General features: G+C 62.3%; 21 protein-coding genes and 1 riboswitch. Of the genes, 3 read left to right on the forward strand and 18 right to left on the reverse strand.

Annotated features, from left to right (window positions below; translation table 11 throughout):
- Nucleotides 1-3: 3 nt before the first annotated feature.
- Genes AMC88_RS27700 through AMC88_RS27715 form a run of 4 tightly spaced genes read right to left on the reverse strand, consistent with a single transcriptional unit; the run spans nucleotide 4 to nucleotide 4240 of the window.
- Nucleotides 4-1020 (reverse strand): formamidase, encoded by a 1017-nt coding sequence (locus AMC88_RS27700; protein WP_037146234.1) that lies wholly within the window; start codon nucleotides 1018-1020, stop codon nucleotides 4-6.
- 18 nt (nucleotides 1021-1038) lie between these two features.
- Entirely contained in the window at nucleotides 1039-1965 is a 927-nt protein-coding gene (locus AMC88_RS27705) for an ABC transporter permease (RefSeq protein WP_037146232.1), read from the reverse strand.
- Nucleotides 1965-3092: an ABC transporter permease gene (locus tag AMC88_RS27710; RefSeq protein WP_064820103.1), complete on the reverse strand. Its 1128-nt coding sequence runs from the start codon at nucleotides 3090-3092 to the stop codon at nucleotides 1965-1967. The genes AMC88_RS27705 and AMC88_RS27710 overlap by 1 nt, the downstream gene beginning before the upstream one ends.
- Nucleotides 3093-3112: 20 nt before the next feature.
- Nucleotides 3113-4240 (reverse strand): BMP family ABC transporter substrate-binding protein, encoded by a 1128-nt coding sequence (locus tag AMC88_RS27715; protein WP_064820104.1) that lies wholly within the window; start codon nucleotides 4238-4240, stop codon nucleotides 3113-3115.
- Between the two features lie 311 nt (nucleotides 4241-4551).
- Between AMC88_RS27715 and AMC88_RS27720 the strand changes: the two genes are divergently transcribed.
- A complete protein-coding gene (locus tag AMC88_RS27720; RefSeq protein ID WP_064820105.1) occupies nucleotides 4552-5265 on the forward strand; it encodes a GntR family transcriptional regulator in 714 nt (237 codons plus the stop codon).
- A 115-nt stretch (nucleotides 5266-5380) separates the two neighbouring features.
- On the forward strand, nucleotides 5381-5770 hold the full coding sequence (locus AMC88_RS27725) for a RidA family protein (RefSeq protein ID WP_064820106.1): 390 nt from the start codon (nucleotides 5381-5383) through the stop codon (nucleotides 5768-5770).
- A 9-nt stretch (nucleotides 5771-5779) separates the two neighbouring features.
- On the opposite strand, the gene AMC88_RS27730 is transcribed toward AMC88_RS27725, so the two are convergent.
- The 6 genes from AMC88_RS27730 to AMC88_RS27755 form a co-directional block, all read right to left on the reverse strand.
- Nucleotides 5780-6361 carry an NAD(P)H-dependent oxidoreductase gene (locus AMC88_RS27730; RefSeq protein ID WP_064820107.1) on the reverse strand — a complete coding sequence of 194 codons (582 nt, stop codon included), beginning with the start codon at nucleotides 6359-6361 and terminating at the stop codon, nucleotides 5780-5782.
- Complete coding sequence (locus tag AMC88_RS27735) at nucleotides 6358-7767, reverse strand: FAD-binding oxidoreductase (protein WP_064820108.1); 1410 nt, start codon at nucleotides 7765-7767, stop codon at nucleotides 6358-6360. Before AMC88_RS27735 ends, AMC88_RS27730 begins: the two co-directional genes overlap by 4 nt.
- A gap of 1 nt (nucleotide 7768) precedes the next feature.
- Entirely contained in the window at nucleotides 7769-9082 is a 1314-nt protein-coding gene (locus tag AMC88_RS27740) for a cytosine deaminase (protein ID WP_064820109.1), read from the reverse strand.
- On the reverse strand, nucleotides 9082-9918 hold the full coding sequence (locus AMC88_RS27745) for an ABC transporter permease (RefSeq protein ID WP_037146223.1): 837 nt from the start codon (nucleotides 9916-9918) through the stop codon (nucleotides 9082-9084). Before AMC88_RS27745 ends, AMC88_RS27740 begins: the two co-directional genes overlap by 1 nt.
- A complete protein-coding gene (locus tag AMC88_RS27750; RefSeq protein ID WP_064820110.1) occupies nucleotides 9918-10742 on the reverse strand; it encodes an ABC transporter ATP-binding protein in 825 nt (274 codons plus the stop codon). Before AMC88_RS27750 ends, AMC88_RS27745 begins: the two co-directional genes overlap by 1 nt.
- A gap of 70 nt (nucleotides 10743-10812) precedes the next feature.
- Nucleotides 10813-11829, reverse strand: a complete 1017-nt coding sequence (locus tag AMC88_RS27755) for an ABC transporter substrate-binding protein (protein WP_037146302.1) — start codon at nucleotides 11827-11829, stop codon at nucleotides 10813-10815.
- 181 nt (nucleotides 11830-12010) lie between these two features.
- On the opposite strand from AMC88_RS27755, the gene AMC88_RS27760 reads away from it, so the two are divergent.
- Entirely contained in the window at nucleotides 12011-12961 is a 951-nt protein-coding gene (locus AMC88_RS27760; RefSeq protein WP_012489682.1) for a LysR family transcriptional regulator, read from the forward strand.
- Nucleotides 12962-12980: 19 nt separating this feature from the next.
- Here AMC88_RS27760 and AMC88_RS27765 read toward each other — a convergent pair whose 3' ends face one another.
- The 8 genes from AMC88_RS27765 to AMC88_RS27800 all read right to left on the reverse strand — a co-directional run bounded on the left by AMC88_RS27765 (nucleotide 12981) and on the right by AMC88_RS27800 (nucleotide 23565).
- A complete protein-coding gene (locus tag AMC88_RS27765; protein ID WP_012489683.1) occupies nucleotides 12981-13778 on the reverse strand; it encodes a creatininase family protein in 798 nt (265 codons plus the stop codon).
- A 184-nt stretch (nucleotides 13779-13962) separates the two neighbouring features.
- On the reverse strand, nucleotides 13963-15774 hold the full coding sequence (atzF, locus tag AMC88_RS27770; RefSeq protein WP_064826332.1) for an allophanate hydrolase: 1812 nt from the start codon (nucleotides 15772-15774) through the stop codon (nucleotides 13963-13965).
- Complete coding sequence (gene uca, locus AMC88_RS27775) at nucleotides 15774-19313, reverse strand: urea carboxylase (RefSeq protein ID WP_064826333.1); 3540 nt, start codon at nucleotides 19311-19313, stop codon at nucleotides 15774-15776. Before uca ends, atzF begins: the two co-directional genes overlap by 1 nt.
- A 2-nt stretch (nucleotides 19314-19315) precedes the next feature.
- The gene (locus tag AMC88_RS27780) at nucleotides 19316-19966 is read right to left on the reverse strand and encodes an urea amidolyase associated protein UAAP2 (protein ID WP_064826334.1); all 651 of its coding nucleotides are present in this window, start codon (nucleotides 19964-19966) and stop codon (nucleotides 19316-19318) included.
- A gap of 10 nt (nucleotides 19967-19976) precedes the next feature.
- On the reverse strand, nucleotides 19977-20798 hold the full coding sequence (locus AMC88_RS27785) for an urea amidolyase associated protein UAAP1 (RefSeq protein WP_064826335.1): 822 nt from the start codon (nucleotides 20796-20798) through the stop codon (nucleotides 19977-19979).
- A complete protein-coding gene (locus AMC88_RS27790) occupies nucleotides 20795-21619 on the reverse strand; it encodes an ABC transporter ATP-binding protein (protein WP_064826336.1) in 825 nt (274 codons plus the stop codon). The genes AMC88_RS27785 and AMC88_RS27790 overlap by 4 nt, the downstream gene beginning before the upstream one ends.
- Nucleotides 21616-22434, reverse strand: a complete 819-nt coding sequence (locus tag AMC88_RS27795; protein ID WP_064826337.1) for an ABC transporter permease — start codon at nucleotides 22432-22434, stop codon at nucleotides 21616-21618. Before AMC88_RS27795 ends, AMC88_RS27790 begins: the two co-directional genes overlap by 4 nt.
- Nucleotides 22435-22491: 57 nt before the next feature.
- Nucleotides 22492-23565 (reverse strand): putative urea ABC transporter substrate-binding protein, encoded by a 1074-nt coding sequence (locus AMC88_RS27800; protein ID WP_064826338.1) that lies wholly within the window; start codon nucleotides 23563-23565, stop codon nucleotides 22492-22494.
- 74 nt (nucleotides 23566-23639) lie between these two features.
- Nucleotides 23640-23753: riboswitch (guanidine-I (ykkC/yxkD leader) on the reverse strand.
- Nucleotides 23754-23759 lie beyond the last annotated feature (6 nt).

A 23759-nucleotide genomic window follows, 5' to 3' on the forward strand; every position in this document is an offset into this window, starting at 1 on the left:
CTCCTATTCGCCCGCGAGCTTGAATGTTTCGCCGTAGCGCCGCGTCGGCTTCTCGAAGCCGCAGGACGTACCGTCCGTGACCTTCACCCGATCCTCCCAAGGAAGGTGGTATTTGCCGGCGACGAGGTCGTGCATGTAGGTATAGGGCGCGTCACCCGCGCCGCCGGAGACAGCGACATAGCCGCGATGGCCGAATTGGTAGATATTGTTTTCGACACCCCAGCCGAGCCGCGCTTCGCGCACGAGATCGGGACGAACTTCGGCGGTGATGATTTCGTTGACACGGCCCGATGTGCCGTGAGCAATGATCGAGCCGTCGAAATTGCAGATCATGCCTTCGCCCATGGAATCGAAGGTGCCGTCCGAGCCGCACATGCAGACGCTCGCCGTAACCATGAGATTGCAGAAGGCATTCGACTGATTGGTGAATTTCCAGCTTTCGCGAATCGGCGCGGTGTAGCCGGCCGTGCGGATCATTATTTCCGCACCCTTGTAGGCGCATTCGCGTGCCATCTCCGGGAACATACCGTCATGGCAGATGATGAGCGATAGCTTTGCGCCTTTTGGCCCGTCGATGACCGGGATGCCGGCATTGCCTGGCTCCCATGGTTCGACTGGCACCCATGGGTGCATCTTGCGATAATAGAGCTTCAGCTCGCCCTTATCATCGATAACGATGCCGGAGTTATAGGGCATGCCTTCAGGGTTCAGCTCCATGATCGAGAAGCAGCCCCATATCGCGTTCTCTTTGCAAGCCTTCTTGAAGGCTGCGACCTCCGCCCCGTCGAGCGTGCACATGATCTCGGGATTGATATCCATCGACAGGCCGTGAAGGGCATATTCAGGGAAAACAACCAGGTCCATGCCAAGCTGGTTGCGTCGCGCTTTACCGACGAGATCGACGATCACCTGTGTCTGGCGGGCAAGGTCTTCCCGAGTGACGGTGACGGGAAGCTGCAATTGGACGAGACCGACGCCGACGCCATGTTCCGATTTGTTCAACCCGCCGAGACCGTTCATCGCTTGGGTCCTTTCATGCTACTTTGTCAGGGAAAGCGCACCGGGCGCACCGGCGAGCGAACGTGTCGGCGAGGAGGTGGCGATCATGATGACGAGGGTGAGCACGTAAGGGGCGGCATAGAAGAGATAATAACCCTCGCTCACCCCGACCGATTGCAACGCCGGTCCGAGCGCGCCGGCGCCGCCGAAGAGCAGGGCGGCAAGGAAGCAGCCGATCGGATTCCATCTGGCGAAGATGACGAGGGCCACGGCCATCAGGCCTTGACCGGAGGAAATGCCCTCGTTCCAGGAGCCGGGATAATAGAGCGACAGATAGGCGCCGCCGATCGCCGCCAGCGAACCGCCAACGGCGGTGGCGAGCAGTCGCACGTGATCCGGATCGATGCCCATTGCCCGCGCTGCATCCGTACTGTCGCCGACGACGCGCAGGACGAGACCGACGCGGGTATTCCTGAACGCCCACCAGAGAACGAAGGCGAGGGCGGCTCCGAGGAGGAACAGCACGTTGATGTTCAACGCCGCCTGGATTTGCGGCAGGCTGGACCAGAAGCCGAGTGGAATTGCCGGCAGATGCGGCGCTGCCGGCTGAATGAACGGCTTGCCGAAAAAGAAGGCGAGCCCCAGGCCGAACTGCATCATGGCGATGCCGATCGCGATATCGTTGACCTTCGGCCATTTGCAGATCCAGCCATGGACGAGGCCGAAGATCGCGCCTGTCGCCATGGCCGCAAGCACGCCGAGCCAGGGGGAGTTGCTCATGACGGCGACGGCATAGGCCGTCATCGCGCCGAAGACGAGCGTGCCTTCGAGGCCGAGATTGATACGGCCGGAGCGCTCGGTGATCGTCTCTCCCAGGCTGACGAAGATGAAGGGGGTGGACACGCGGATGGCGCCTGCAAGGATGGCGAGGGGCACGCCCCAGGCGCCGATGCCGGTCTCTTCCATCAGAGGCTCCTTTTCCAGAGGTCGGGATTGAAGATCTTGAAGCGGCCGTAGAAGGTCTCGCAGAAGAGGATGACGAGGAAGAGCATGCCTTGCAGCACCAGCACCGTGGCATCGGGCAGGCCCATGCGGCGCTGGATCAGGCCGCCCGAGGCGTCGATGCCGCCGAGCAGGATCGCGACCGGAATGATCGCCAGCGGATTGTGGCGTGCAAGGAAGGCGACGAGGATGCCGGTATAGCCGTAGCCGGCGGCGAGCGAAGCATTAGCGCTGCCCTGGACGGCTGCGACCTCGATCATGCCGGCAAGTCCGGCGAAGCTGCCGGCGATCGCGGTGAAGCCGGCGATCAGCCGACCCACGGGCAATCCTTGAATCTGTGCCGCGCGCACATTGCCGCCGGCAATACGGGCGGCAAAGCCGTAGCTCGTCACTTCGATCAGAATCCAGGAGAGAATGCAGGCGACAACGCCGATGACAAGGCCCCAATGCACGTCCATGCCGGGGATGTTGCCGAGCATGTAGTCGGCCGGCAGCGGTTTGGTTGACGGCTTGTTGAGGCTTGCAGGATCGCGCAGCGGCCCTTCGACGAACTGGTTCATCAAGGCGATGGCGATATAGGAGAGCAGCAGCGACGAGATGGTCTCGTTGACGCCGCGGTAATGGCGCAGGAAACCGGCAAGGCCGATCCAGATGCCGCCGACCGCCATCGCGGCAATTCCCATGAGAATGAGCGTCAGCAAGACCGGCGCCGAACCCGCGAGCGGCATGGCCATGGCCGCGGCGGCAACGCCGCCCAGCACGACCGCTCCTTCCCCGCCGATGATGACGAGGCCGAGGCGGGCGGGCAGGGCGACGCAGAGTGCCGTCAGGAGCAGGGGTGCGGCACGGCTTAAGCTGTTCTGCACCGAAAACCAGCTGCCGAAGCCGCCGGTATACATGAGTCCTAAAAGCACTGCCGGCGATTTGCCGATCGCCAGGATGAACAGGGAGAAGAGCGCAAGACCGATCAGGATGGCGGCAAGGCCGATGAGAAGAGGTTCGGCTTTTCGCGCGATCCATTCGAGGATGTGGCGCAGCGAAGCCGGGGTTTCGGCGATGGATATTGCGGGATCGTTGGCCTGGCCGGTCATGGCGCTTCTCCCTTCGCGGTTTACGCCGTCGACCCGACAACACCCTCGACCAGGTAGTTCATGCTTTCTAGTTCGATCGCGTCTTCGGCGTAGCTCTTGTCGGCGGTCACGACCGTGCTGCCCTTATTGTCCTTGATTGGTCCCTTGAAGACCGAGAAGCCGCCTTTCATCATCTCGGCATGGGTGGCCTCAAAAGCCTTGCGCCCGGCTTCGGAAACGCCGGGGCCGAGTGCGCTCATCTTGACGAAGCCGTCCTTTAGGCCGCCGCGCACGAAGTTGCCGAGCTTTTCGCCGGCCTGGGCCTTTTTGACGAAGTCGCTGTAGACATTGCCCCAGGCCCATTCGGCGCCGGTCAGGTACTTCTCGGGGGCAAGCGGGCTCTGGTTGGCGTGATAGCCGCAGACGAAGGCGCCGCGGCCGGCTGCCGTCTCGACGACGACCTTCGGGCTGTCGACATGGCAGGTGATGACATCGGCGCCTTGATCGACCAATGCGTTGGTGGCTTCGGCTTCCTTGACGGCCAGCGACCATTCGCCGGTGAAGATCACCTGGCAGGTAATCGTCGGATCGACGGTGCGTGCACCGAGCAGGAAGGCATTGATGTTCTGCAGCACCTGCGGGATCGGCTTGGCGGCGACGAAGCCGATCTTCCTGCTTTTCGTCGCGTGGCCGGCGGCGATGCCGTTCAGATACTGGCCCTGAAAGATGTAACCGAAATAAGAGCCGGTATTGGCCGGGTGCTTGCCCTCCTGCCAGAGGCCGCCGCAATGGCGGAACTGGGTATCGGGATATTTGGCGGCCATCGCCAGCATGTGCGGATCGAAATAGCCGAAGGAGGTCGGGAAAAGCAGAGCCGCGCCATCGAGGTTGATCATCGATTCCATCGTCTTCTGGACGTCCACCGTCTCCGGCACGTTCTCTTCCTCGACGACGGTGACGCCGGGCAGCGCCTTGACGGCGGCTGCACCCTCGGCATGCGCCTGGTTGTAGCCATAGTCGTCCTTAGGACCGACATAGATGAAGCCGACGGTAAGGGCGCTCTGGGCAAGGGCGCGCGAGGAGAGGAGGCCGGGTGCGGCGCCGACAAGGGCAGCAGCGGCAGAAGCCTGAAGAAAATTGCGGCGGTTCATGGAAAGGAGTTTGGTCATTGGAATGCTCCCTTATGGCGGTTCTGCCGGTTCATTGGTTACGGGGAAGTGTATGCAATGGACGTGCCAAATATTAAATATCTGAATTCACGATAGGAATTTTGAGGCCCTCTGATGGATGTCGTAAGTGTATGCAATTTGAACGGTCTAAAGTATAAAATTTATGCAAAGCCCATAAAGTTGGCGAAGATTCTCCATTCTAAAGAACGGAATCTTGTTTCCAGATGGGAAGGAATTAAATTGTTCAAATGAAAACAAGGAATTGCTTCCACGTTTGACTTTGAATCGCCGACAATGCATGTGTATGCAGCATGACCAAGGACCAGAGTGACCCATCGAAGCAGAGCCGGCGCCGGGAGATCATCCGGGCAGGAACGACCGTCGAGCAGATGGTGCGGGCAATCGCCGACATGATCGTGACCGGGCAGATGCTGCCGGGTGACAAGCTCGACGAAATTTCGCTGGCTGCCCGTTTCGAAGTGTCCCGTACTCCGGTACGCGAGGCGCTCCGGGAACTCGGAGCGATGGGGCTTATTGAGCGCGAACCGAACCGCAGCGCTGTCGTCACCAATGTGACGGAAACCTATCTGCATTCGATGTTCGAGGCGATGGCGGAGCTCGAGGGCATTTGCGCGCGGCTTTCCGCCGAGCGGATGACGATCGAGGAACGGCGCCTGTTGGAAATCGAGCATCGCGCCTCGGCCCGGCTCGTGCGTCAGGGCGCCGACGAAGAATATGCTGCCTATAACACCGAATTTCACAGCCGGCTCTATCGCGGTGCGCACAACGAACACATCTATGAGCTGGTAACGCAGAGCAGGGCTCGGCTTGCACCTTTTCGCCGCGCGCAGTTCCGGCTGTCCGGCCGGCTGGCGAAATCCTATGATGAGCATGACGTGATCGTGACGGCGATCATGCGGGCGGATGGCGCGGCGGCCGCGCGCGCGGCCTATGCGCATGTGGAAATCGTCAGCGACGCCAGCGCCGTCTTTGCGGCCGCCGAGCGGAAAGAGCACGGCGCCTGAAGTCGGACAGGGGTTGCCCAGGAGCTGGGGGAAACCGCGCTATGCATCCTTTCCTGTCCTTGTTATTCAATCAGATGGAACGATGTGTCGTGTTCCGCTTCAGCAGGAAGTCCCGATGAAGAAGATTTTCAATCCGCCGTCCGTCCGCCGTCCATTTGGAAATTACAATCACGGGCTCCTCGTGCCGCCGGGCGCTTCGCTGCTCGTCGTCTCGGGCCAGCTCGGCATCGGTCTCGACGAGGGGGTGCCGGAAGATATCAGCGCGCAGGCCGAGCTTTGTTTCGAAGCGATCAAGGCGATTCTTGCGGATGCGGAGATGAGTTTTGCGGACGTCATCCGCATTTCCGGATTCGTGACGAAGCGTGAGGATTTTCCGGCCTATATGGCGGTGCGCGATCGCTATACGCTCGATCCGAAGCCGGTTTCGACGTTGATCATCGTCGGCGGGTTCACCCGGCCGGAATTCCTCGTCGAAGTCGAGGTCACCGCCGCCAAAATATTGTGATGACGCGTTTCAGAACCGTTCCATCGCCGTCTGTACCTTTTCCAGAAACCGGGCCCGCGTTTCAGGCGTGCAATTGTTCATGTCGTAATGGGCAAGGAAGGTGACCGGCCGCAGTGGATTGATCTGCGCTCGCAGCACGCGCTTGACGATCCTCTTCGGCGGGTTGCCCGCCACGAAGGCGCGGAATGGGGTTGCTCCGTAGGTCAGCACGGCGGCGAGCTTGGTGATATGGCGTAGCCTAGATTCCACCTTGCCGTCGACGAGTTCGAAAGAGACGCCCGGGAGCCAGACGCGATCGAAATAGCCTTTGAGGATTGCCGGGAACCCAAAATTCCAGACAGGCGTCACCAGCACCAGCCCTTCGGCCTGTTTCAGCCGATCGACATAGGGCTTCACCAGCGCGGTATTGCCGGGATAGTCGTGATAGGCGAGCCGGTCGTGGCGTGAGAGAACGGGATCGAATTCCTCGGCATAGAGATCGCAGGCATCCACCTCGTGACCGGCTTTGCGAAGGCTTTCCAGCGTCTGTTTGTAAAGCGCCTTGCCATAGCTTTCCTCGACCGGATGCGAGTGAAGGACGAGAACTCTCATGAGGCCTCCATGACGCTCGCAAGTCCTGGGAAGAGATAGTTCTTGCCGGCATCGAAATCGAAATCCGGGTTCTCCCAGGCGATCATCTTGCCGGGGTTCAGGAGCCCCCTCGGGTCGGTCTCGTGCTTGAAGGCGAGTTGCACCTTGTCGGTGCGTTTCATGCCGCCTTCCTCGAGCGTGTAGCGGTGCGGATTGAAGATCGGGCAGCCGTGGTCCTGGTGGATCCTGATGATCTCCTCGAGGCGTTCCTCCGAGGTATAGCGCACCAGCGGCAGACCGGAGCACTGGATCTGCCCGTCGAACCTGATGAATTCGAGATGGCCCGGCACTTCGTCCCCGAAGATCTCGACCATCTTGGCGACCTTGGCCACGTGATCCGGCCCCGGATATTGAACCTGCAGATAGGTGAAGTTGGGTTCAACCTTCAGGGCACGCAGCGTCGTGTGGTTCCAGGCAAGCTCATAAGCATGCGGAATGCCCTTCATGCTTTTGACCGTATCGGAGCGGAAGATGACCTCCCCCTTGTGCGCGGCGGCGAAGGCCAGGAACGCGTCCATCGAATGCGGCGCGATCATCAGCACCACCACCGACTGACCCTTGCGAATATAGGGCTTGTGGCGCGTGAAATAATCATGCGGAATGGGTGCGGCGATCGGCGCGATCTCCTTCACGAGGATGCCGTTGCATTTGGCCAGCGCATCCGAGAAGCGCACGGCCGCCATGAAGTCGTCGTAACCGACGAGCACATCGACCCAGTCATAGGCGGGCGCCAGCGGCATTTCGATCTCGGTGATGATGCCGTTGGTGCCGTAGGCATGGCTGACCTTCTGCAGGTCCCAGCCGGTGAGGTCGAGCACGCGCGGTTCGGCTTCCATGGTGACGACGCGCAGGCGCAGAATATTGCCGAGATCGCGCAGGCCGCCCCAGGTGATCGAGCCGACGCCGCCGGAGCCGCCGGCGATGAAACCGCCGACAGTCGCCGTCTGCGCCGTCGATGGATGGAAGCGCAGCTCCTGGCCGGAATGCGCCTTGGTTTGCCTGTCTAATTGCGCAATCACGATGCCCGGTTCGCAGATCACCCGGCCGGGATGGATTTCCTTGACCTTGTCCATGCCCGCAAGGTTCAGGACGATCCCGCCGGAAAGCGGCATGGCCTGGCCGTAATTGCCGGTGCCGGCGCCGCGCGGCGTTACCGGCACGCCATGGGCGAAGGCCACCTTCAGCGTGCGGATGACCTCTTCCTCGGTCTTCGGCGTGACCACGAGGTCGGCCGTCACATTGTCGAGCTGCGCCTTCAGGATCGGCGAATACCAGTAGAAGTCCCGGCTCTTCTGGCGCACCAGCGCCGGATTGTCCTCGACGGCGATGCCTTCGAGTTCCTTTTTGACTGTCTGATAATCCGGCATGTCAGGCTCCAACCACGCTGTCGAGTTCACGATAGTCCGGCAGGCTGCGGTCAATCACCTTGCCGCGGCGAAGGACGATGCGGTCTGACTGCGGACGGGAAAGAAATTCGCTCCAACGCCGGGCGCTGAAGAGCACGAGATCGGCCGGGGCTCCGACGGCGATGCGGCCCATATCGGGCCGGCCGAGAATATCGGCGGGAGAAGTGGTGACGATGCGCGCGGCCGTATCCAATGGGTGATCGAGATGCAGGATGCGCACCGCCTCGCGGAACACCTCGACCGGGTCCAGATCGCCGTAGGCGTAGAAGGGGTCGCGGGTATTGTCGGAGGCGACCGCCGTTGCCACACCGGCCGCGGCCAGTTCCTTGAAAAGGGTAATGCCGCGCCAGCGCGGCGTGCGGCCGGGGTAGCGGTCCTGCAGATACATGTTGCACATCGGCAGCGAGACGATGGAAATGCCGACGTTTGCAACGAGCTCGACCGTGCGCTTTGCGGCCTCCTCGTCCTGGCGGGCGAGCGAGCAGCAATGGCCGGCCGTTACTTGGCCTTCGAACCGGTTGCGCAGCACGGCCTCGGCAATCGCCTTCAAGGTCTCGGCAGCGGGATCGTCGGTCTCGTCGACGTGGAGGTCAACATCGAGGCCGTTGTCGGCGGCAGCCCTGAAAAGCACATCGAGCTGGCTGTCGAGATCGGCGGTCATCCGGGTGACGCCGCCGATCAGTCCGCCTTTTTCGCGTACGACAGCAACCAGGTCGGCGAAAAAGGCCGTATCCGCCATGTTTTCCATCGGGAAGAGCGCGACTGCCTGCAGCGCGATCCGGTCCTTCCATGCCTCGCGCATCTCGGCAAAAACCTCGAAGGAAATGCGGTGCTGCGGCGCGAGCGAATCAAGATGCGTGCGGATCAGGCTGGTGCCGTGCGCATAGGCCGAGCGCAGCGAAAATTCCATGCGTTTCCAGACATCTGCCGCTGACCAGTTCGCTTCGCGGTCGGTGCGCACGGCCTCCAGCGCTCCCATGAAAGTGCCGTCCGCATTGGCGTTGCGCGGCCAGATATGCCCCTTGTCGAGGTGCGTGTGCATGTCGGCAAAACACGGCCAGACCATGCCCTCCTTCAGGTCGGATCTCGCGAATTCTGCCGGCGTTTCGCCCGCCGGCAGCAGTGCGGAGATGACGCCATTGGTGATGACGATATCGGCGTTGACCAGACCTTCGACGGCAGGCGCGTCAAATCCGACGGTGGCGGCGGCGGGAAGCGTCGCGTTGCACAGTGCGAAGCGGCCGGCATTGGGCGGGGAGATGAAGGGATAGGTCATCAGTTTTCCCGTTTCAGGCTGCTCTCATGCCAGCGATGCAGGGCAAGCCAGGAAATGAACGAGGTGAGGGCAAAGATCGCGACGCCGAGAAGCGAAAGCATCAGCAGCGCGGCGAAGAGGCGGGGGATGTTGAGCCGGTACTGAGCTTCGAGAAGCCGGAAGGCGAGCCCGGATCCCGCACCCGCCGATCCTGCCGCAAATTCCGCGACGACGGCAGCAATCAGCGCCAGGCCGCCGCCGATCCGGAGGCCTGTCATGAAATAGGGCTGGGCGGCGGGCAGCTTGAGATAGAGCAGTGTCTGCCAGCGGGAGGCGCCGTAGAGTTCGAAGAGGTTGATGAGATTGTGGTCGACGCTCTTCAGCCCCTGGACCATGTTCGACAGGATCGGAAAGAAGGCGACGAGGAAGGCGCAGATCAGCAGCGCCACCTGCGTCGAGGGCGCATAGATCAGGATCAGCGGCGAGATCGCGACGATCGGCGTCACCTGCAGAATGACCGCGAGCGGATAGAAAGCGAGTTCGATCCAGCGCGATTGCACGAGGAAGATCGCAAAGCCGACGCCGCCGACAAGTGCCAGCATCAGCGACAGGAAGGTGATTTTGGTGGTGACCCAGAAGGCGGGCGCAAGCGTGGCCCAGTCGGTCACGAAGGCGTTCGCCACAGCCGCCGGACCCGGCAGGATATAAGGCGGCACCCCTGACAGTTTCACATAGGCGTACCAGCTCAGCACCAGGAGGGCGATGACGAGCATGGGCACGGCGATGCGCAACGCAAGATCGCGGCGCCTGGCGCCGGCGGCATCCGTATGGGGCGATGCGCCGGTCTCGTCACTCATCAATGATCTCCCGCCGAATTGATTGCGCCGATGAGCGAATGGGAGACCGTCTCGCAGGCCTTCCTGTATTCTTCGGAACTGCGGTAATAGGCATCGCGCTCCAGGCTGGTCGTTAGCGGGACATCTGCGTGCACGCGGCCGGGCCTTGCCTTCATCACGACGATGCGGTTGGAGAGATAGGCCGACTCGAAGACGGAATGGGTGACGAAGATGACGGTAATGCCGGTCGTCTTCCAGAGCCGCAGCACGTCGTCGTTGAGCTTCTGACGGGTGATTTCGTCGAGTGCGGCGAAGGGCTCGTCCATCAGCAGAAGCTTCGGTTTCGTCACCAGCGCGCGGGCGATCGAGACCCGCATCCTCATGCCGCCGGAGAGTTCGCGCGGATAGGCCTTGGCGAAATCCTGCAGACCGACCGTGGTCAGTACATCCATGATCCGGTCGGCGGCCGCGGCTTTCGAAACACCCCTCAGCCTCAGCGGCAGGTGGACATTGTCGAATACGTTCTTCCAGGGCATCAGCGTCGGCTCCTGGAAGACGAAGCCGATATCACCCTCGGGCTGGCCTTTCGAATTGATGCGGGAACTCGGCCAGTCGATCACTCCCGATGTCACGTCCCCCAGGCCTGCGATGATGCGCAACGCCGTCGACTTGCCGCAGCCGGACGGGCCGAGGAGGCTGACGAATTCGCCGCTTTCGACGGTGAGAGACATGTCCGAAAGTGCGACGGTTCCGCTGGAAAAGACCTTCGAAACCGAGCGCATGACGACCAATGGCCGCTTGCGCGTCTCTTGCGGGGATACGGCCTGGGCTTCTGCTAGCGGCATTGCCTGTCTCGTTCATGCGGGGAGATGCAATCCGCCGCAGCCGCGGCGGATTATGGGGGTTGCGGCCGACTTACTTCTTCATCGCCATGCCGATGCTCTTGCAGACGAATTTCGTCGTGAACGCCTTCGTGTAATCCGTCTCCGGCTTGAAGACCTTAATGGCGACCATCTCGCCGAAGAACGCCTTGTAATGGGCATCGGTGATGCAGCCGATGCCCTTGTCCAGGCTGTCGCCGGACTCGATGATGCCGTATTCCTTCATCTTGGCGATCGAATAGGCGATCTGACCATCCGTCATTTCAGGATTGTCCTTCTTGATCAGCTCATTCGCCTTGCTGTTGTCGCCGTAGAGATAGTTGTACCAGCCTTCGATGGAGGCATCGACGAAGCGCTGAACCACATCCGGCTTACTGTCGATCATCGCCTGCGTCGTGGTGATCATCGTCGAATAGGGAGAGTAGCCGTTGTCGGCGAGCAGGAAGACCTTCGGTTCGAAGCCCGCCTGCTTTTCAATCTCATAGGGCTCCGAGGTGAGGTAGCCTTGCTGCGCGGACTCCTTATCCGCGAGGAACGGAGCCGGGCTGAAATTGTAGGGCTTGTATTGCTCGTCCTTGAAGCCTTTGAAGTTCGCCTTCATCCATTCGAAATAGGTGAGGTAGCCGTCCTTGCCGAGAAACAGCGTCTTCAGCTTGGCGAGATCTTCGAATTTCTCGATGCCGGCGTCCGGGTGGGCGATCAGCACCTGCGGATCCTTTTGGAAGATCGCCGCGACATCGACGAGCGGAATGCCTTGTTCGACGGCTGAGATTTCGCCCTGCGGACCGCCCATGTAGAAGTCGATCTTGCCCGAGATCAAAAGCGCGCTGTTTGCCGCGTTCGGGCCGCCCTGGACGATGGTGACGTCGAGGCCGTGTTTCGCATAGGTCCCATCGGCGACAGCCTGGTAAAATCCACCGTGTTCGGCCTGGGCCAGCCAGTTCGTGCCGTAACTCACCTTGTCGGCCGCATGGGCGGAGGCCATGGCGGCAAGCGTGCCGCCAAGACCGGCAAGTGCGGAGAGGCCCCAGTTCTTCAGTGCATCGGCCATGATCAGCGTTCCCCTTCTGAGCGCGGAACGCCCATCGCGACGTTCCATTTTCTTCATAGGAGCGGTTGCGTTGCTCTTTGAAAAGCATCAAATTTCGTGCGCAACGATGCCTTTTCGGCATCTCAGGGAAAGCCTGTGTCTAATTTGTGCGTCTGCTTTGTTTTTGTGCAACGAGGTTGCGATGCTGCATTCCAGAAAGCTTATCTACATCAATGAGATCGCCCGCACGGGCTCAATCCGCAAGGCGGCGGCGCGACTGAACGTGGCGTCGTCGGCGATCAACCGGCAAATTCTTGCGCTGGAGGAGGAGATGGGCGCGCCGCTCTTCGAGCGCCTGCCGCGCGGTCTGCGGCTGACGGCCGCCGGCGAACTCTGCATCGAACATATTCGCGAGGTGCTGAAGAATTACGAGCGGCTGGAAGGGCGCATCCGCAGCCTGAAGATGCAGCAGGCCGGCAAGGTCCGCATCGTCACCACGGTCGGCCTGGCGGCAGGTCCGCTGCCCGACATCATTTCCCGGTTCCAGTCGGAGCATCCGCGTGTCTTCATGCAGTTGCGCAACGACGCCGGCACGATGACGGTCAACCCGGTGATCTCAGGCGAGGTGGATATCGGCCTTGGTTTCAATATTCCGGCAACGCCAGGCATTCGCACGCTCGGCAATTTCGATATCCCGATTGGCGTCGTCCTACCACCCGGCCATCATTTGATCGGGCCCGGCGCGATCAACCTCGCGGATATCGTCCAGGAGCGCCTGGTGCTGGCGCAGCAAGGCACCAGCCTGCGCGATGTGATCAATTTGGCGCTCGCGCGCCTCGACGTGCATGTCGAGCCGGTGCTCGAAACCAATGCCTCGGAGATGCTGAAAAAGCTGGTCAAGTCGGGCGCGGGGCTGACGATCCTCAATCCGCTCGACGTCATCACCGAATGCCGCCAGGGCGAGCTGGTCTTCCGGCCAATCGCGGAGCCGCATGCCCGCCACCAGCCGATGAAGCTTTTTGCCCGCGCCCGCGCGCCGCTCGATTCCGCGACAAGCCTCTTCGTCGAATATCTCCTGGCTGAACTCGCCGGCCTGGTGGAGGAATTGCAGGCCAAAGGCCACATCGCGGCGGAAAAACCCGCAGCGATATGAGCCGTGCCGCGGCGGAGACCTATCTCGAATAGAGATTGGACAGCGGGTAGCGCTTCAGGTCATGGAGCAGTTCGATGAACCCTGTGACCTGGTGGCGGCAGATCGCTTCCCCCTTTTCGGCAGTCCCGAGCGACGCGTCGCCGACGACGCCGTTGGGATTGAGATCGTGGGCGATCCAGGCGAGCGAATGCGGCGGCAACGGCTGGATGTATTTCGATTGCCCGCGCATCCACTCCGCCTTCGAGGTGAAGTTCTCCGCCTTGTCCATTCGCACTAGGTCAGGCCGGAAATGGAGCATGAGCGAAGTTTCCACCTCGCCGCCGTGGATGCCGTATTTCAGCTCGTGTTCGCCGATCATCCCCTCCGGGTGTCCAAACCGGCCCCATTGCGTGGAGACGACGGCCATCTGGTGAAGCACGCGCAGTTCGCGCGCGACGATGCTCATGATATCGACGTTGCCGCCGTGCGAATTGACGATCACCATCTTGCGGATGCCGGCTTCGGCCACCTTGGCGCCGATCGCCGTCCAGACCGGAATCAAGAGTTCCGCGCTGAGCGACAGCGTTCCCGGCCCATAAACATGTTCATTCGCCTTGCCGATCTCCTGCGTCGGCAGAACAAGGAAATCGAGATCGGCGGGCTTCTGCTTTCGAAGCTCCGCCAGCATTCCGTTGGCAATCGCAACATCGGTCGCGATCGGCAGGTGCGGACCGTGCTGTTCCGTAGAGGCGATCGGAAGGATGGCAATGGTCGTGTCGGGCGAAAGGCCGGCGAAATCGCCGGTATTGAGTTCGTTCCAGTAGAATGGCATCGCCATCGCCGCACCTCTCGTTGCTTTCAAGCAGTGAGTAGGGAAAATTATTGCGCGCGAAAAGCATCAATTTGCGGCCGGACCGATGCCTTTTTGAGGCTTGTTCGCCGAGATCGCGCAGGTCCTGGCAATGAGACCCCGCAGAAGAAGCTGTGCTGCCTTCGACAGAAATCCTCGCATCTTCTCCCCTTCACGCCGCCGGACTTGTTGAGCGAACATAGTTGCGCCAGCCGCCGAATTCGGTGATCTCCCGGCCGCCCGTGACCGCATGCGCCTCGCACAGGAATCCCGTGATGCAACTCGCGTCGTCGAGCGTGATCTTGCCGACGCCGAGCGGCGCCGGAATGTTCTGGACAAAACGGGCGAACGCGGCCGGTGGCAGCGCCCAGACCTCGATCTCCACGCCATCGCCGGCAAAGCCCGGATCGCGCACCAGCCCGGGCTTGGGCGGGATCGTGCCGCTAAGGGCGAAGAGTCGGTAGCTGCCATCCGTTCGCCCTGTTCTCAACCTGTATCCGCCCGTCCGCGTCAGCTCATGGTTCAGCGGCATGTCAGTCAGATGGGCACCGACGACGACGATCGGGACGAAGTCGTCGGCCGGCGGTGAAACGCGGCTTTCCTCTGGCAGCGCCATGTGGCGGTCCTTGCCCATTCCCGCTTCCGCCGCGCGGTGCAGGGCGTCGGCAAAGGGCGCCAGCGCATCGTCGGTGAAGGCGGGCCCCACCAGCATTACGCCTGCCGGCAGATGACCGTCTGCGTCAAAGCCGGCGGGAATGGCGATCGCCGCGCAATCGAGCAAGTTCGCAAAATTGGTATAGCGGCCGAAATGGCTGTTCTTGACGATCGGGTCCGCCTGCATTTCTTCGACGCTGTAGGTGGTGGGGGATGTCGGCAGCATCAGGAAATCCACCTTCTCCCATTCGGCCTTTGTTTTCTGCCGCAATGCTTCCAGCCTGTAGCGGCCCTCAAAAGCGTCGACGGCATCGTAGGCCTTTGCCCCTTCGATGATGGCTCGCACCGTCGGGTCGAAGTCGCCGCCATTCGTTGCCAGGAATTCCTTGACCGCCGCCAGCCGCTCGGCGACCCAGGGGCCGTTGTAGAGAAGTTCGGCCGCCTGCCGGAATGGCGCGTAGTCGAAAGGCACGATCACCGCACCCAGCGATCGCGCCCTTTCGATTGCCGCGTCATAGAGGGCCTCCACTTGCCTGTTGCCGTAAAATTCCCGTTCCGCACCATCGAGGACGCCGATGCGCGGGCGCGTCGCGGGCAGGCTCGCGGGTGTGGCTTGCCGTGAAAACGGATCGCGGGCGTCGTAGCCTTCCATGATCCGGCGGATGGCAATGCCGTCGCCGACCGTCGCGGCGAAGACGGTGACGACATCGACGCTGCGGCAGGCAGGCACCACGCCGACATTGGGCACCAGCCCCGGCGTCGGCTTGATGCCGACGAGATTGTTAAAAGCGGCCGGCACGCGGCCGGAACCGGCCGTGTCGGTTCCGAGCGAGAAGCTTGCCAGGCCGACCGCCACCGCGACGGCCGAACCCGAGCTGGAGCCGCCGGAGACATAGTTGCGATCGAAAACCGAACGCGGCGCGCCATGCGGCGAGCGCGTGCCGTTCAGCCCCGTTGCGAACTGGTCGAGGTTGGTCTTGCCGATCACGAGGGCGCCGGCCGCCCGCAACCGCGCGACCGTTGCCGCGTCCGCCTGCGGGTGATAGGCGAAAGCCGGGCAGGCAGCCGTCGTCGGCAGGCCGGCGACGTCGATATTGTCCTTGACAGCGAAGGGAATGCCCCAGAGCGGCAGGCTGTTCGGTTCGGGCGCGCGGGCCACCAGCTCGCGGGCAGCGGAGCGCAATTCCTCTTCGGGCGTCGTGGTGATGAAGATGGCCGGATCATCGGACGCACTGCATCTTGCGATGATCTCTTCCACCAGCTCGAGCGGGGAAAGGCCCGCCGCATAGGCGGACCGCAGCGAAGCAAGATCAAGAATGGCGGGGAGCATCAGATTTCCTCCAGAATGACCAGCACATCGCCGGCTTTGACATTGCGACCAGGGCCGGCGCGCAGATCGCGGACGCGGCCGCCGGCATGTGCGGTGACGTTGATTTCCATCTTCATGGATTCGATGATGGCCAATGTGTCGCCGGCGGCCACGGGCTGCCCTTCTTCGACGAGGATCTTCCAGACGTTGCCCGGCACGGCGCTTTCGACACCGAAGCAACCCAGCGGTATCTCGCCAGCAAGGCTGGCGCCGGCGCCTTCATCGACGGTGAAGCTGTCCAGGCCGAGTTCCTTCCAGCGTTGCCGCTCCGTTTCGAAGGCAGCCTGCTGCTTTGATTTGAAGGCGCTTATGGCGGCTGCCTCGCGGGCAAGCCCGGTCTCATAGGCGGCATAGGAGAACTCGCTTTGATCTATCCTGACCGGATATCCTCCGTGCGGAAAGGCGGCGCGGGCTTCGGTCAGCTCTTCGTGGCTGACGGGGAAGAAGCGGACCTGATCGAAGAAGTCGAGCAGCCACGGCTTGTCCTTGGCAAATACTGGCGTCTGCCTCCAGGTGTTCCAGACCTGGATGGTACGACCGAAAAGCTGGTAACCGCCAGGGCCCTCCATTCCGTAGATGCACATGTAGGCCCCGCCGATGCCAACGGCATTTTCCGGCGTCCAGGTGCGGGCCGGATTGTATTTTGTCGTCACCAGCCGATGGCGCGGATCGATCGGTGTCGCGACCGGCGCGCCGAGATAGACGTCGCCGAGGCCGAGCACGAGATAGCTGGCATCGAAGACGATATCGCGCACCGCCTGTTCATCGGGAAGGCCGTTGATGCGGCGGATGAACTCGATGTTGTCAGGGCACCAGGGCGCGTTCGGCCGCACGAGCTCCTGATATTTGCGCATGGCGAGCTCGGCATCCGGGTCATTCCAGGAAAGCGGCAGATGGACGATGCGGCTCGGCACCTTGACGTCCTGCGCGGCCGGCAGGCCCGCCTCGATCTCTGCCAGGAGGCCGAGCAGGCGCTTGCGGGTCAGCGACGTGCCGTCATAGTGGATCTGCAGCGAACGGATGCCGGGCGTGAGATCGATGATCCCTGATAGTCGTGCCTGCGATACGGCCTGCATCAGCAGGTGCACCCTCAGCCGCAGGGCGATGTCGAGCATCATCGGTCCATACTCGACGAGCAGATTGTCGTCGCCCTGGCGGCGATAGACGACGGAGACCGGGCCGTCGTCGCGCTTGCCGATGATCGGCGAGCCCGCCTCCTCCCTGGCCCGATGCACGACTGGGCCGGCGACCGGATCTCCGGGCCGCGCGGCGGGGTGAAAGCGGATACGGTCGCCAGGCTTGAACTGACCCATCTTCCATTGCTCGTCACGGGCAATCACCGCCGGACAGACGAAGCCGCCGAGGCTCGGCCCGTCGGGCCCGAGGATAATCGGCATGTCGCCGGTGAAGTCGATTGCGCCGATGGCGTAGGCATTGTCATGCAGGTTGGAGGGATGAAGGCCAGCCTCGCCGCCGTCGCTACGCGCCCAATTCGGCGCGGGGCCGATGAGGCGCACCCCGGTGCGGGCGCTGTTGAAATGCACCTCATAGCTCGTCGAGAACAGCGTTTCTATATCGCTGTCCTGAAAGAAATCCGGCGACCCATGCGGACCGTAGACAACGCCGACATCCCATTCCCGCGTCAGTTCAGCGGGCTCCGTCGCCGGCATCGGCGGCTCGACCGCGGCCTTGCGGGCAAGGTGCAGAACGTGGCCGGTCTTCAGCGTGCCGGTGGCGTTGCCGCCGAACTGGCCGAGGCCGAAGGTGGCGCGCGAGCCGAGGACGACCGGAGCGGCGAAACCGCCCGCGACGGCGAGGTATGCGCGCTGCCCCGGTCCATCGATGGTGCCGATTGAGAGGATCTGACCGGCGCGGATCATCACGGCTACGTCATGCGGCATTGTCTCGCCGTCGACGCTCATCGCCATCCTCGCGCCGGCAAGCGCGACCACCGTATCGGTATGGAACTTCAGCACCGGGCCGGAAACCGTCAGCTCCAGTGCTGCAACCATATCGCCGTTGCCGACGAGGCGATTGGCGTGGCGGAAGGAGCGCTCGTCCATCGGGCCGCTTGGCGGCACGCCGACATGCCAGAGGCCAAGCCGGCCCGGCAGTTCCTGAATGCTCGATTGGGCGCCGGGCGCGATCACCTCGATGACGTCAGGCACGAAGGAAAAATCGCGCAGCGCCGTCGTCGCCACCTTGCCGCCGGCGAGGAGTTCGGAGCCGGCAATGGCGCTGAGATAATCGAGATTGGTCTCGATCCCTGATATCGATGTTTCCGCAAGAGCCTTCTTCAGCTTTTCGATTGCCGTCGGGCGGTCTGCGGCGGAGACGATCGTCTTGGCGAGCATCGGGTCGTAGAAGGGCGTCACCTCCGTGCCGGATTCGATCCAGCAGTCAATGCGCGCATCCTGGGGAAAGACGACCTCCGTCAGCAGCCCGGCGCTCGGGCGGAAGTCGGCATGCGGCATCTCGGCATAGATCCGGACTTCGATCGCTGCGCCTTTCGGCTCCAGTGTTTTGGCGCCGGAGAGCACGTCTTCGCCCGCGGACTGGCGGATCATCCATTCGACGAGGTCGATGCCGAACACGGCTTCCGTGACGGGATGCTCGACCTGAAGGCGAGTGTTGACCTCAAGGAAATAGAATTCCTCGCGCAGCGGATCGTAGATGAATTCGACCGTGCCTGCCGATTCATAGGAAACCGAAGCGCCGAGATCGACGGCTGCCTTGTGCAGGCGGCCACGGGTTGCAGCTGAAAGACCGGGGGCAGGGGTCTCCTCGACCACTTTCTGGTTTCGCCGCTGCAACGAGCAGTCCCGCTCGCCGAGCGCGATGACATTGCCTCTGCCGTCGCCGAAGATCTGCACTTCGACGTGCCGGGCATCCGCCACGAAACGCTCTATGTAGACGCGTGCGTCGCCGAAGCTTGCGCGGGCCGTCCGCTGCACGCTCTCGAACGAAGCCTTCAGGCTTTCCGGATCGGCGCAGAGCTGCATGCCGATGCCGCCGCCGCCGGCCGTACTTTTCAGCATCACCGGGTAGCCGATCGCTTCGGCTGCGGAAAGCGCTTCATCGGCGCCAGACAGCAGGCCCGAACCGGGCAGAAGCGGTACGCCGCTCGCCTTGGCGAGCTCCCGTGCGGTATGCTTCAAGCCGAAGGCCGATAGATGCTCCGGCCGAGGACCGATGAAGGCAATGCCTTCGGCGGCAAGCCGCTCGGCAAAACCGATATTTTCAGAGAGGAAGCCATAGCCGGGATGGACGGCTTCCGCTCCCGTTGCCCTGCACGCGGCGATGACGGCATCGACATTCAGGTAACTTTCGCCGGCCGGCGACGGACCGAGACGAACGGCTTCGCCGGCCATCATCACCGCTTTGGCGAAACGGTCGGCATCGGAATAGACGGCGACCGAGGCAATGCCCATGCGCTGCAGCGTCTTGATGACCCGCACGGCGATTTCGCCGCGGTTCGCGATCAGGATTTTCTTGAACATGATCAGGCCTCGCCATCCCAGATCAGCACCCGGATCGGCGTCGGATCGAAGCCGTTGCACGGATTGTTGACCTGCGGGCAATTGGAGATGACGCAGAGCACATCCATCTCGGCGACGAGTTCGACATAGTCCCCGGCTGTGGAAATACCGTCGACGATCGTCATCTCACCGGTCGGCTGGATCGGCACGTTCATGAAAAAGTTGATATTCGGCACGATATCGCGCTTATCCATGCCGTGTTTCGAAACTTCGAGCAGGAAGTTGTCGCGGCAGGCATGCAGGTATTTCGTGCCGTGGCCGAAGCGCACCGTATTGCTCTCGCAAGAGCAGGCGCCGGCCGAGGTATCGTGACGGCCGCAGCTGTCGGCCGTCATGGTCAGCATGACATTGCCTTCGCTCGACATGATCTTCGTGCCGATGCCGAAATAGGCGGCGCCTTGGATGCGCATCGTGTCCTGGTTGGAATAGCGCTCGGAGAAATCATCGGCGCGATAGAAGAGCGTGTCGATCGCCTGTTGGCCGTAGCTATCCTCGATACGGATGATCTGGCCCTTGCGCACGATGCCGGACCAGGGCGCTTCGGCTGCGATGAAGTGATGCTGCGCGGCATTTTCCACGGCGCGGGCAGGGGAGGTCTGGATGAAATCGGACATCGTCTTCTCCTCAGGCCCGCATCAAGGCGTTGTTTTCGAAACCGCGCACCGCTTCGGCGGTTGCCGTGCGGCAAAGATCGTCCGCAGCCGGGACTGCAGCCTTGTAGCGCGTGATGACAACAGGTTTCGGCTGGTAGTTCGGATCCGGATCGAGGGGATGCGGGCAATTGGAAAAGCCGACCAGCATGTCCATCTCGGCACGCAGTTCGACATAATCGCCACTGTTGGAACGCTTACCCTGCCAGCCGAAGCCGCCGGCCTCGGCAAGGCGCACGGGCGCGAAGAGATTGAGGATGCCGGGAATATCGCGACGGGTAAGACCGAGCTTGCCGGCGACGAGGACCAGGTTGTCGCGGGTATTGCGCGTCTTCTCGCCCGGATATTTCGCCGCGTTCGAGGCAGCGGTCGAGCCGCCCATCAGGCAGTCATGAGCGCCGGAACTGTCCTCGATCATCGAGAACATGACGCGGCCCATGTCGGAGAAGATCACGCGGCCCTTGCCGAGCGCCGTCGTCCACTGGACCTTTGCGGTATCGACGAGATTGATCCGTTCGCTGGTATCGGCGGCGCTCCAGGCGACGAGCGCGACGGTGGAATTGCCCTCCGCCTGATCGATGCGGATCGCCTCGCCGCGCGAGACTTTCGTCGACCAGTACCAGCCACCCGGGACGGTTTCCTGGTGGATGACGGCGGCGGCGTCGATCGCCGGCGCCGGCAAGGGGCTGGGGCCGGGCAGCGCCTTGGGGGCGAATTTCAGCCCCTTCTTCTGATGTTCCTCATATCGCGCGCGGTTGGCGGCGATTTCTTCGGGTGAGCGTCCCACATGCATCATTGCATCTCTCCTGATGGTGCCAGGTCGTCCCGGCTGTGCCCCAGGGAAGCGACCGGGCCGTCCCGGTCGGGGCTGAAGATCGATGGCTGACCGGCAAGGCGCGGCGGCCAGATGGAAATATCCTTGGTGATGGTGGCGCCGTAGCGCTCCCTTTCCTCCGGCCGGTTGCGGTGGCGTTCGAAAGCCACGACGCGGCTCGCAAGCGTGAAGGCTTCGCGCATGTCATGCGTGACCATGACGACGGTCATCTGCGTCTCGTGCCAAAGCCGCTTCATCAGCGTGTGGATCTCGGCCCGAATGCCCGGATCGAGCGCGCCGAAGGGTTCGTCGAGCAGCAGCACTTTCGGCTTCATGATCAGAGCCTGGGCGAGCGCAAGGCGCTGCTGCATGCCGCCCGAAAGCTGGGCCGGATATTTGCCTTCGGAACCGCCAAGGCCGACCTCAGCGATCAGCCGGCGCGCTTCCTCGAGCGCGTTGCGGCGGGCCGCGCCGAAGAGCCTGGCCCTGTAGCGCGCGGCGGTAAATTCCCTGCCGAGCAGCACATTGCCGAGCACGGTCAGATGCGGGAAGACGGAGTAACGCTGGAAGACGACACCGCGATCTGGCCCCGGCTCCGGCGGCAGAGGTTCGCCGTCGAGCAGGATCTTGCCCTTCGTCGGCTGCTCTTGGCCGAGCAGCATGCGCAGGAACGTCGTCTTGCCACAGCCGGAGGGGCCGACGAGGGCGACGAATGCGCGCGAAGCGACGGCAAGCGACACGTCTTCCAATACGATTTGGTCGCCATATTCCTTCCAGACCCGTTCGATCTTCAGTTCGCTCATGCCTGCTTCTCCAGGTCCGACCAGGGGAAGACGGCGATCCGCAAGCGGTCGAGCAGGGCGTTCATGACCACGGCAAGCAGCGTGATCCAGATGACATAGGGAAAGATGATATCCATCGAGAGATAGCGGCGGACGAGGAAGATACGGTAGCCGAGGCCGGAATCAGACGAGATTGCTTCGGCGGCGATCAGGAACAGCCAGGCGGGACCGAGCTGCAGCCGAAGGCAGGTGATCAGCCGCGGCAGGATCTGCGGCAGCACGATGCGCAGCCCGATCTGCCAGGAGGAGCCGCCGAGCGTTTCAGCCTTGACGATCTGTTCGCGGGGCAGCTCCAGCGCCTTCAATGCCAGGTCCCGGATCATCGTCGGCGCAACGCCGATAACGATGAGGGCGATCTTCGAGGTTTCGCCGAGCCCCATGACAATGAAGAGGATCGGCAAAAGCGCGAGCGGCGGCACCATGGAGATCACGGCGATGAAAGGAGCGAGCAGCGCGCGGAGATAAGGCAGCATGCCGATCAGCATGCCGATGAGAAGCGCGATCACCGTCGAGATGCCGAGGCCGGAGAGCAGCCGGATGAGGCTCGCTCCGGTATCCGACCAGAGCAGATATTCGCCCGTGCGCTGGTCGGCAACGAAAGCAAGACGGTTGATCGCATCGGCGAAGCCCGCGAGGCTCGGCAGAAGCTTGTCATTGGCGTTTTCTGCCAATCGCGCGGCCGAGCCGAAAGCATAGGCAAGGGCGAGCAGCACGAAGGGCAGCAGCGTCAAGGCAAGCTGCGCGCCCCGGCTTGGCCTGGTGTTGATCCAACGCATGGGAATTGCTCCGCTGGGAGAGAAAGGAGGCGCGGCCGAACCGCGCCCCTGTTGTGATCAGAGCGAGGCGTCGGCTGCTGCCTTCATGTAGGTCTCGTTGAATCGCAGCTTCACGTTGCCGGCATCGCCCAGCACCTTGCCGTCAGGCATTTCGATGCCGATGACGTCGGCAGACGGCGCGCCATTGCCGAGCAGGCCCTTCTCGAAGAGGAAGCCGCGGACGAGATCCATGGTCTTCGGCAGGCTGGGCGAGGCGGTGAAGGCAACGGCGTCGGCCGGTTTGTCGAAGAGCTTGGTCGCGGCCAGCTGCGCCTCGAAGCCGGCGAGATCGGTGCCGGATGCTGCGCCCATGGCTTCGCGGGCGGCTTTGCCCTCGGCGGTATCGGCCCGCAGCAGCGCTGCGGTCTCGTACCAGATGCCGGCGAGAGCCTTGCCGAAATTTGGATTGTCCTTCAGCACGTCGGTATTGGCGACCATCAGGTCGATGATCTCGCCCGGGACCTGCGAACTGTCGAAAACCTTCTTGGCGCTGGGATCCTCCAGAATGGTGGAGACGAGTGGATTCCAGGTGACGACGGCACTGACATCAGGCGTCTTGTAGGCCGCGACCATGTCGGCGTCTGATGTATTGACGACCTTCACGTCGCGCTCGCTGAGCTTGATGCTTTCAAGCGCACGGGCAAGCAGATAATGCGAGACGGAAAACTCGACGAGATTGACGTTCTGGCCCTTGATGTCGCCAAGGCTCGCCTTGTCCTTCAGGATCACGGCGTCGTTGCCGTTCGAAAAGTCGCCGACGATGACGGCGGTCGTGTCGACCCCGCCGGCGGCCGGGATCGAGAGACCGTCCATATTGGTGAGCGTCACGGCATCGAAGGCGCCAGCCGTATACTGGTTCATCGACTCGACGTAGTCGTTGAACTGGGTGACTTCGATGTTGATGCCATATTTATCGGCCCATTTCTTGACGATGCCGTGGTCGCTCGCATAGCCCCAGGGCATCCAGCCGACATAGATCGACCAGGCGACCTTGAAGCTGGTTTTCGGCGCCGCCCCGGCGGCAGAGCCGAACCCGAAAGCCAACGATACCGAAAGGGCCGCTATGGAAAGAATCTTCGAAAAAGTCTGCATAGAAATTCCCCTTTTTGCTTTTTCAAAAAGGGATCGGCAAAGACCATCGCGCCGCCAATCCCTTGGCTTACGAGGTCTCCCGGGCTTTTGTCCCGCCGTGCATCCGGTGGGATTTCTCGCCCAGCCGGTGGTGGCTCTCGGACCAGCACGCTCCCAAAGAGAGCGCCGGAACCCTAGCCACCAACTCGCAGGAA

Source organism: Rhizobium phaseoli, assembly GCF_001664385.1.
In the GTDB taxonomy this organism is placed as follows: domain Bacteria; phylum Pseudomonadota; class Alphaproteobacteria; order Rhizobiales; family Rhizobiaceae; genus Rhizobium; species Rhizobium phaseoli.

Bases quoted from the DNA above. Each gene is read 5' to 3' on its own strand.
- AMC88_RS27760 (WP_012489682.1), top strand. From the start codon at position 12,011: ATGCTGCATTCCAGAAAGCTTATCTACATCAATGAGATCGCCCGCACG.
- AMC88_RS27800 (WP_064826338.1), bottom strand. From the start codon at position 23,565: ATGCAGACTTTTTCGAAGATTCTTTCCATAGCGGCCCTTTCGGTATCG.
- AMC88_RS27795 (WP_064826337.1), bottom strand. From the start codon at position 22,434: ATGCGTTGGATCAACACCAGGCCAAGCCGGGGCGCGCAGCTTGCCTTG.
- uca (WP_064826333.1), bottom strand. From the start codon at position 19,313: ATGTTCAAGAAAATCCTGATCGCGAACCGCGGCGAAATCGCCGTGCGG.
- AMC88_RS27725 (WP_064820106.1), top strand. From the start codon at position 5,381: ATGAAGAAGATTTTCAATCCGCCGTCCGTCCGCCGTCCATTTGGAAAT.
- AMC88_RS27700 (WP_037146234.1), bottom strand. From the start codon at position 1,020: ATGAACGGTCTCGGCGGGTTGAACAAATCGGAACATGGCGTCGGCGTC.
- AMC88_RS27715 (WP_064820104.1), bottom strand. From the start codon at position 4,240: ATGACCAAACTCCTTTCCATGAACCGCCGCAATTTTCTTCAGGCTTCT.
- AMC88_RS27765 (WP_012489683.1), bottom strand. From the start codon at position 13,778: ATGGCGATGCCATTCTACTGGAACGAACTCAATACCGGCGATTTCGCC.
- AMC88_RS27785 (WP_064826335.1), bottom strand. From the start codon at position 20,798: ATGATGCATGTGGGACGCTCACCCGAAGAAATCGCCGCCAACCGCGCG.
- AMC88_RS27780 (WP_064826334.1), bottom strand. From the start codon at position 19,966: ATGTCCGATTTCATCCAGACCTCCCCTGCCCGCGCCGTGGAAAATGCC.
- AMC88_RS27735 (WP_064820108.1), bottom strand. From the start codon at position 7,767: ATGCCGGATTATCAGACAGTCAAAAAGGAACTCGAAGGCATCGCCGTC.
- AMC88_RS27750 (WP_064820110.1), bottom strand. From the start codon at position 10,742: ATGCCGCTAGCAGAAGCCCAGGCCGTATCCCCGCAAGAGACGCGCAAG.
- AMC88_RS27705 (WP_037146232.1), bottom strand. From the start codon at position 1,965: ATGGAAGAGACCGGCATCGGCGCCTGGGGCGTGCCCCTCGCCATCCTT.
- AMC88_RS27710 (WP_064820103.1), bottom strand. From the start codon at position 3,092: ATGACCGGCCAGGCCAACGATCCCGCAATATCCATCGCCGAAACCCCG.
- AMC88_RS27790 (WP_064826336.1), bottom strand. From the start codon at position 21,619: ATGAGCGAACTGAAGATCGAACGGGTCTGGAAGGAATATGGCGACCAA.
- AMC88_RS27730 (WP_064820107.1), bottom strand. From the start codon at position 6,361: ATGAGAGTTCTCGTCCTTCACTCGCATCCGGTCGAGGAAAGCTATGGC.
- AMC88_RS27755 (WP_037146302.1), bottom strand. From the start codon at position 11,829: ATGGCCGATGCACTGAAGAACTGGGGCCTCTCCGCACTTGCCGGTCTT.
- AMC88_RS27720 (WP_064820105.1), top strand. From the start codon at position 4,552: ATGACCAAGGACCAGAGTGACCCATCGAAGCAGAGCCGGCGCCGGGAG.
- AMC88_RS27745 (WP_037146223.1), bottom strand. From the start codon at position 9,918: ATGAGTGACGAGACCGGCGCATCGCCCCATACGGATGCCGCCGGCGCC.
- atzF (WP_064826332.1), bottom strand. From the start codon at position 15,774: ATGCTCCCCGCCATTCTTGATCTTGCTTCGCTGCGGTCCGCCTATGCG.
- AMC88_RS27740 (WP_064820109.1), bottom strand. From the start codon at position 9,082: ATGACCTATCCCTTCATCTCCCCGCCCAATGCCGGCCGCTTCGCACTG.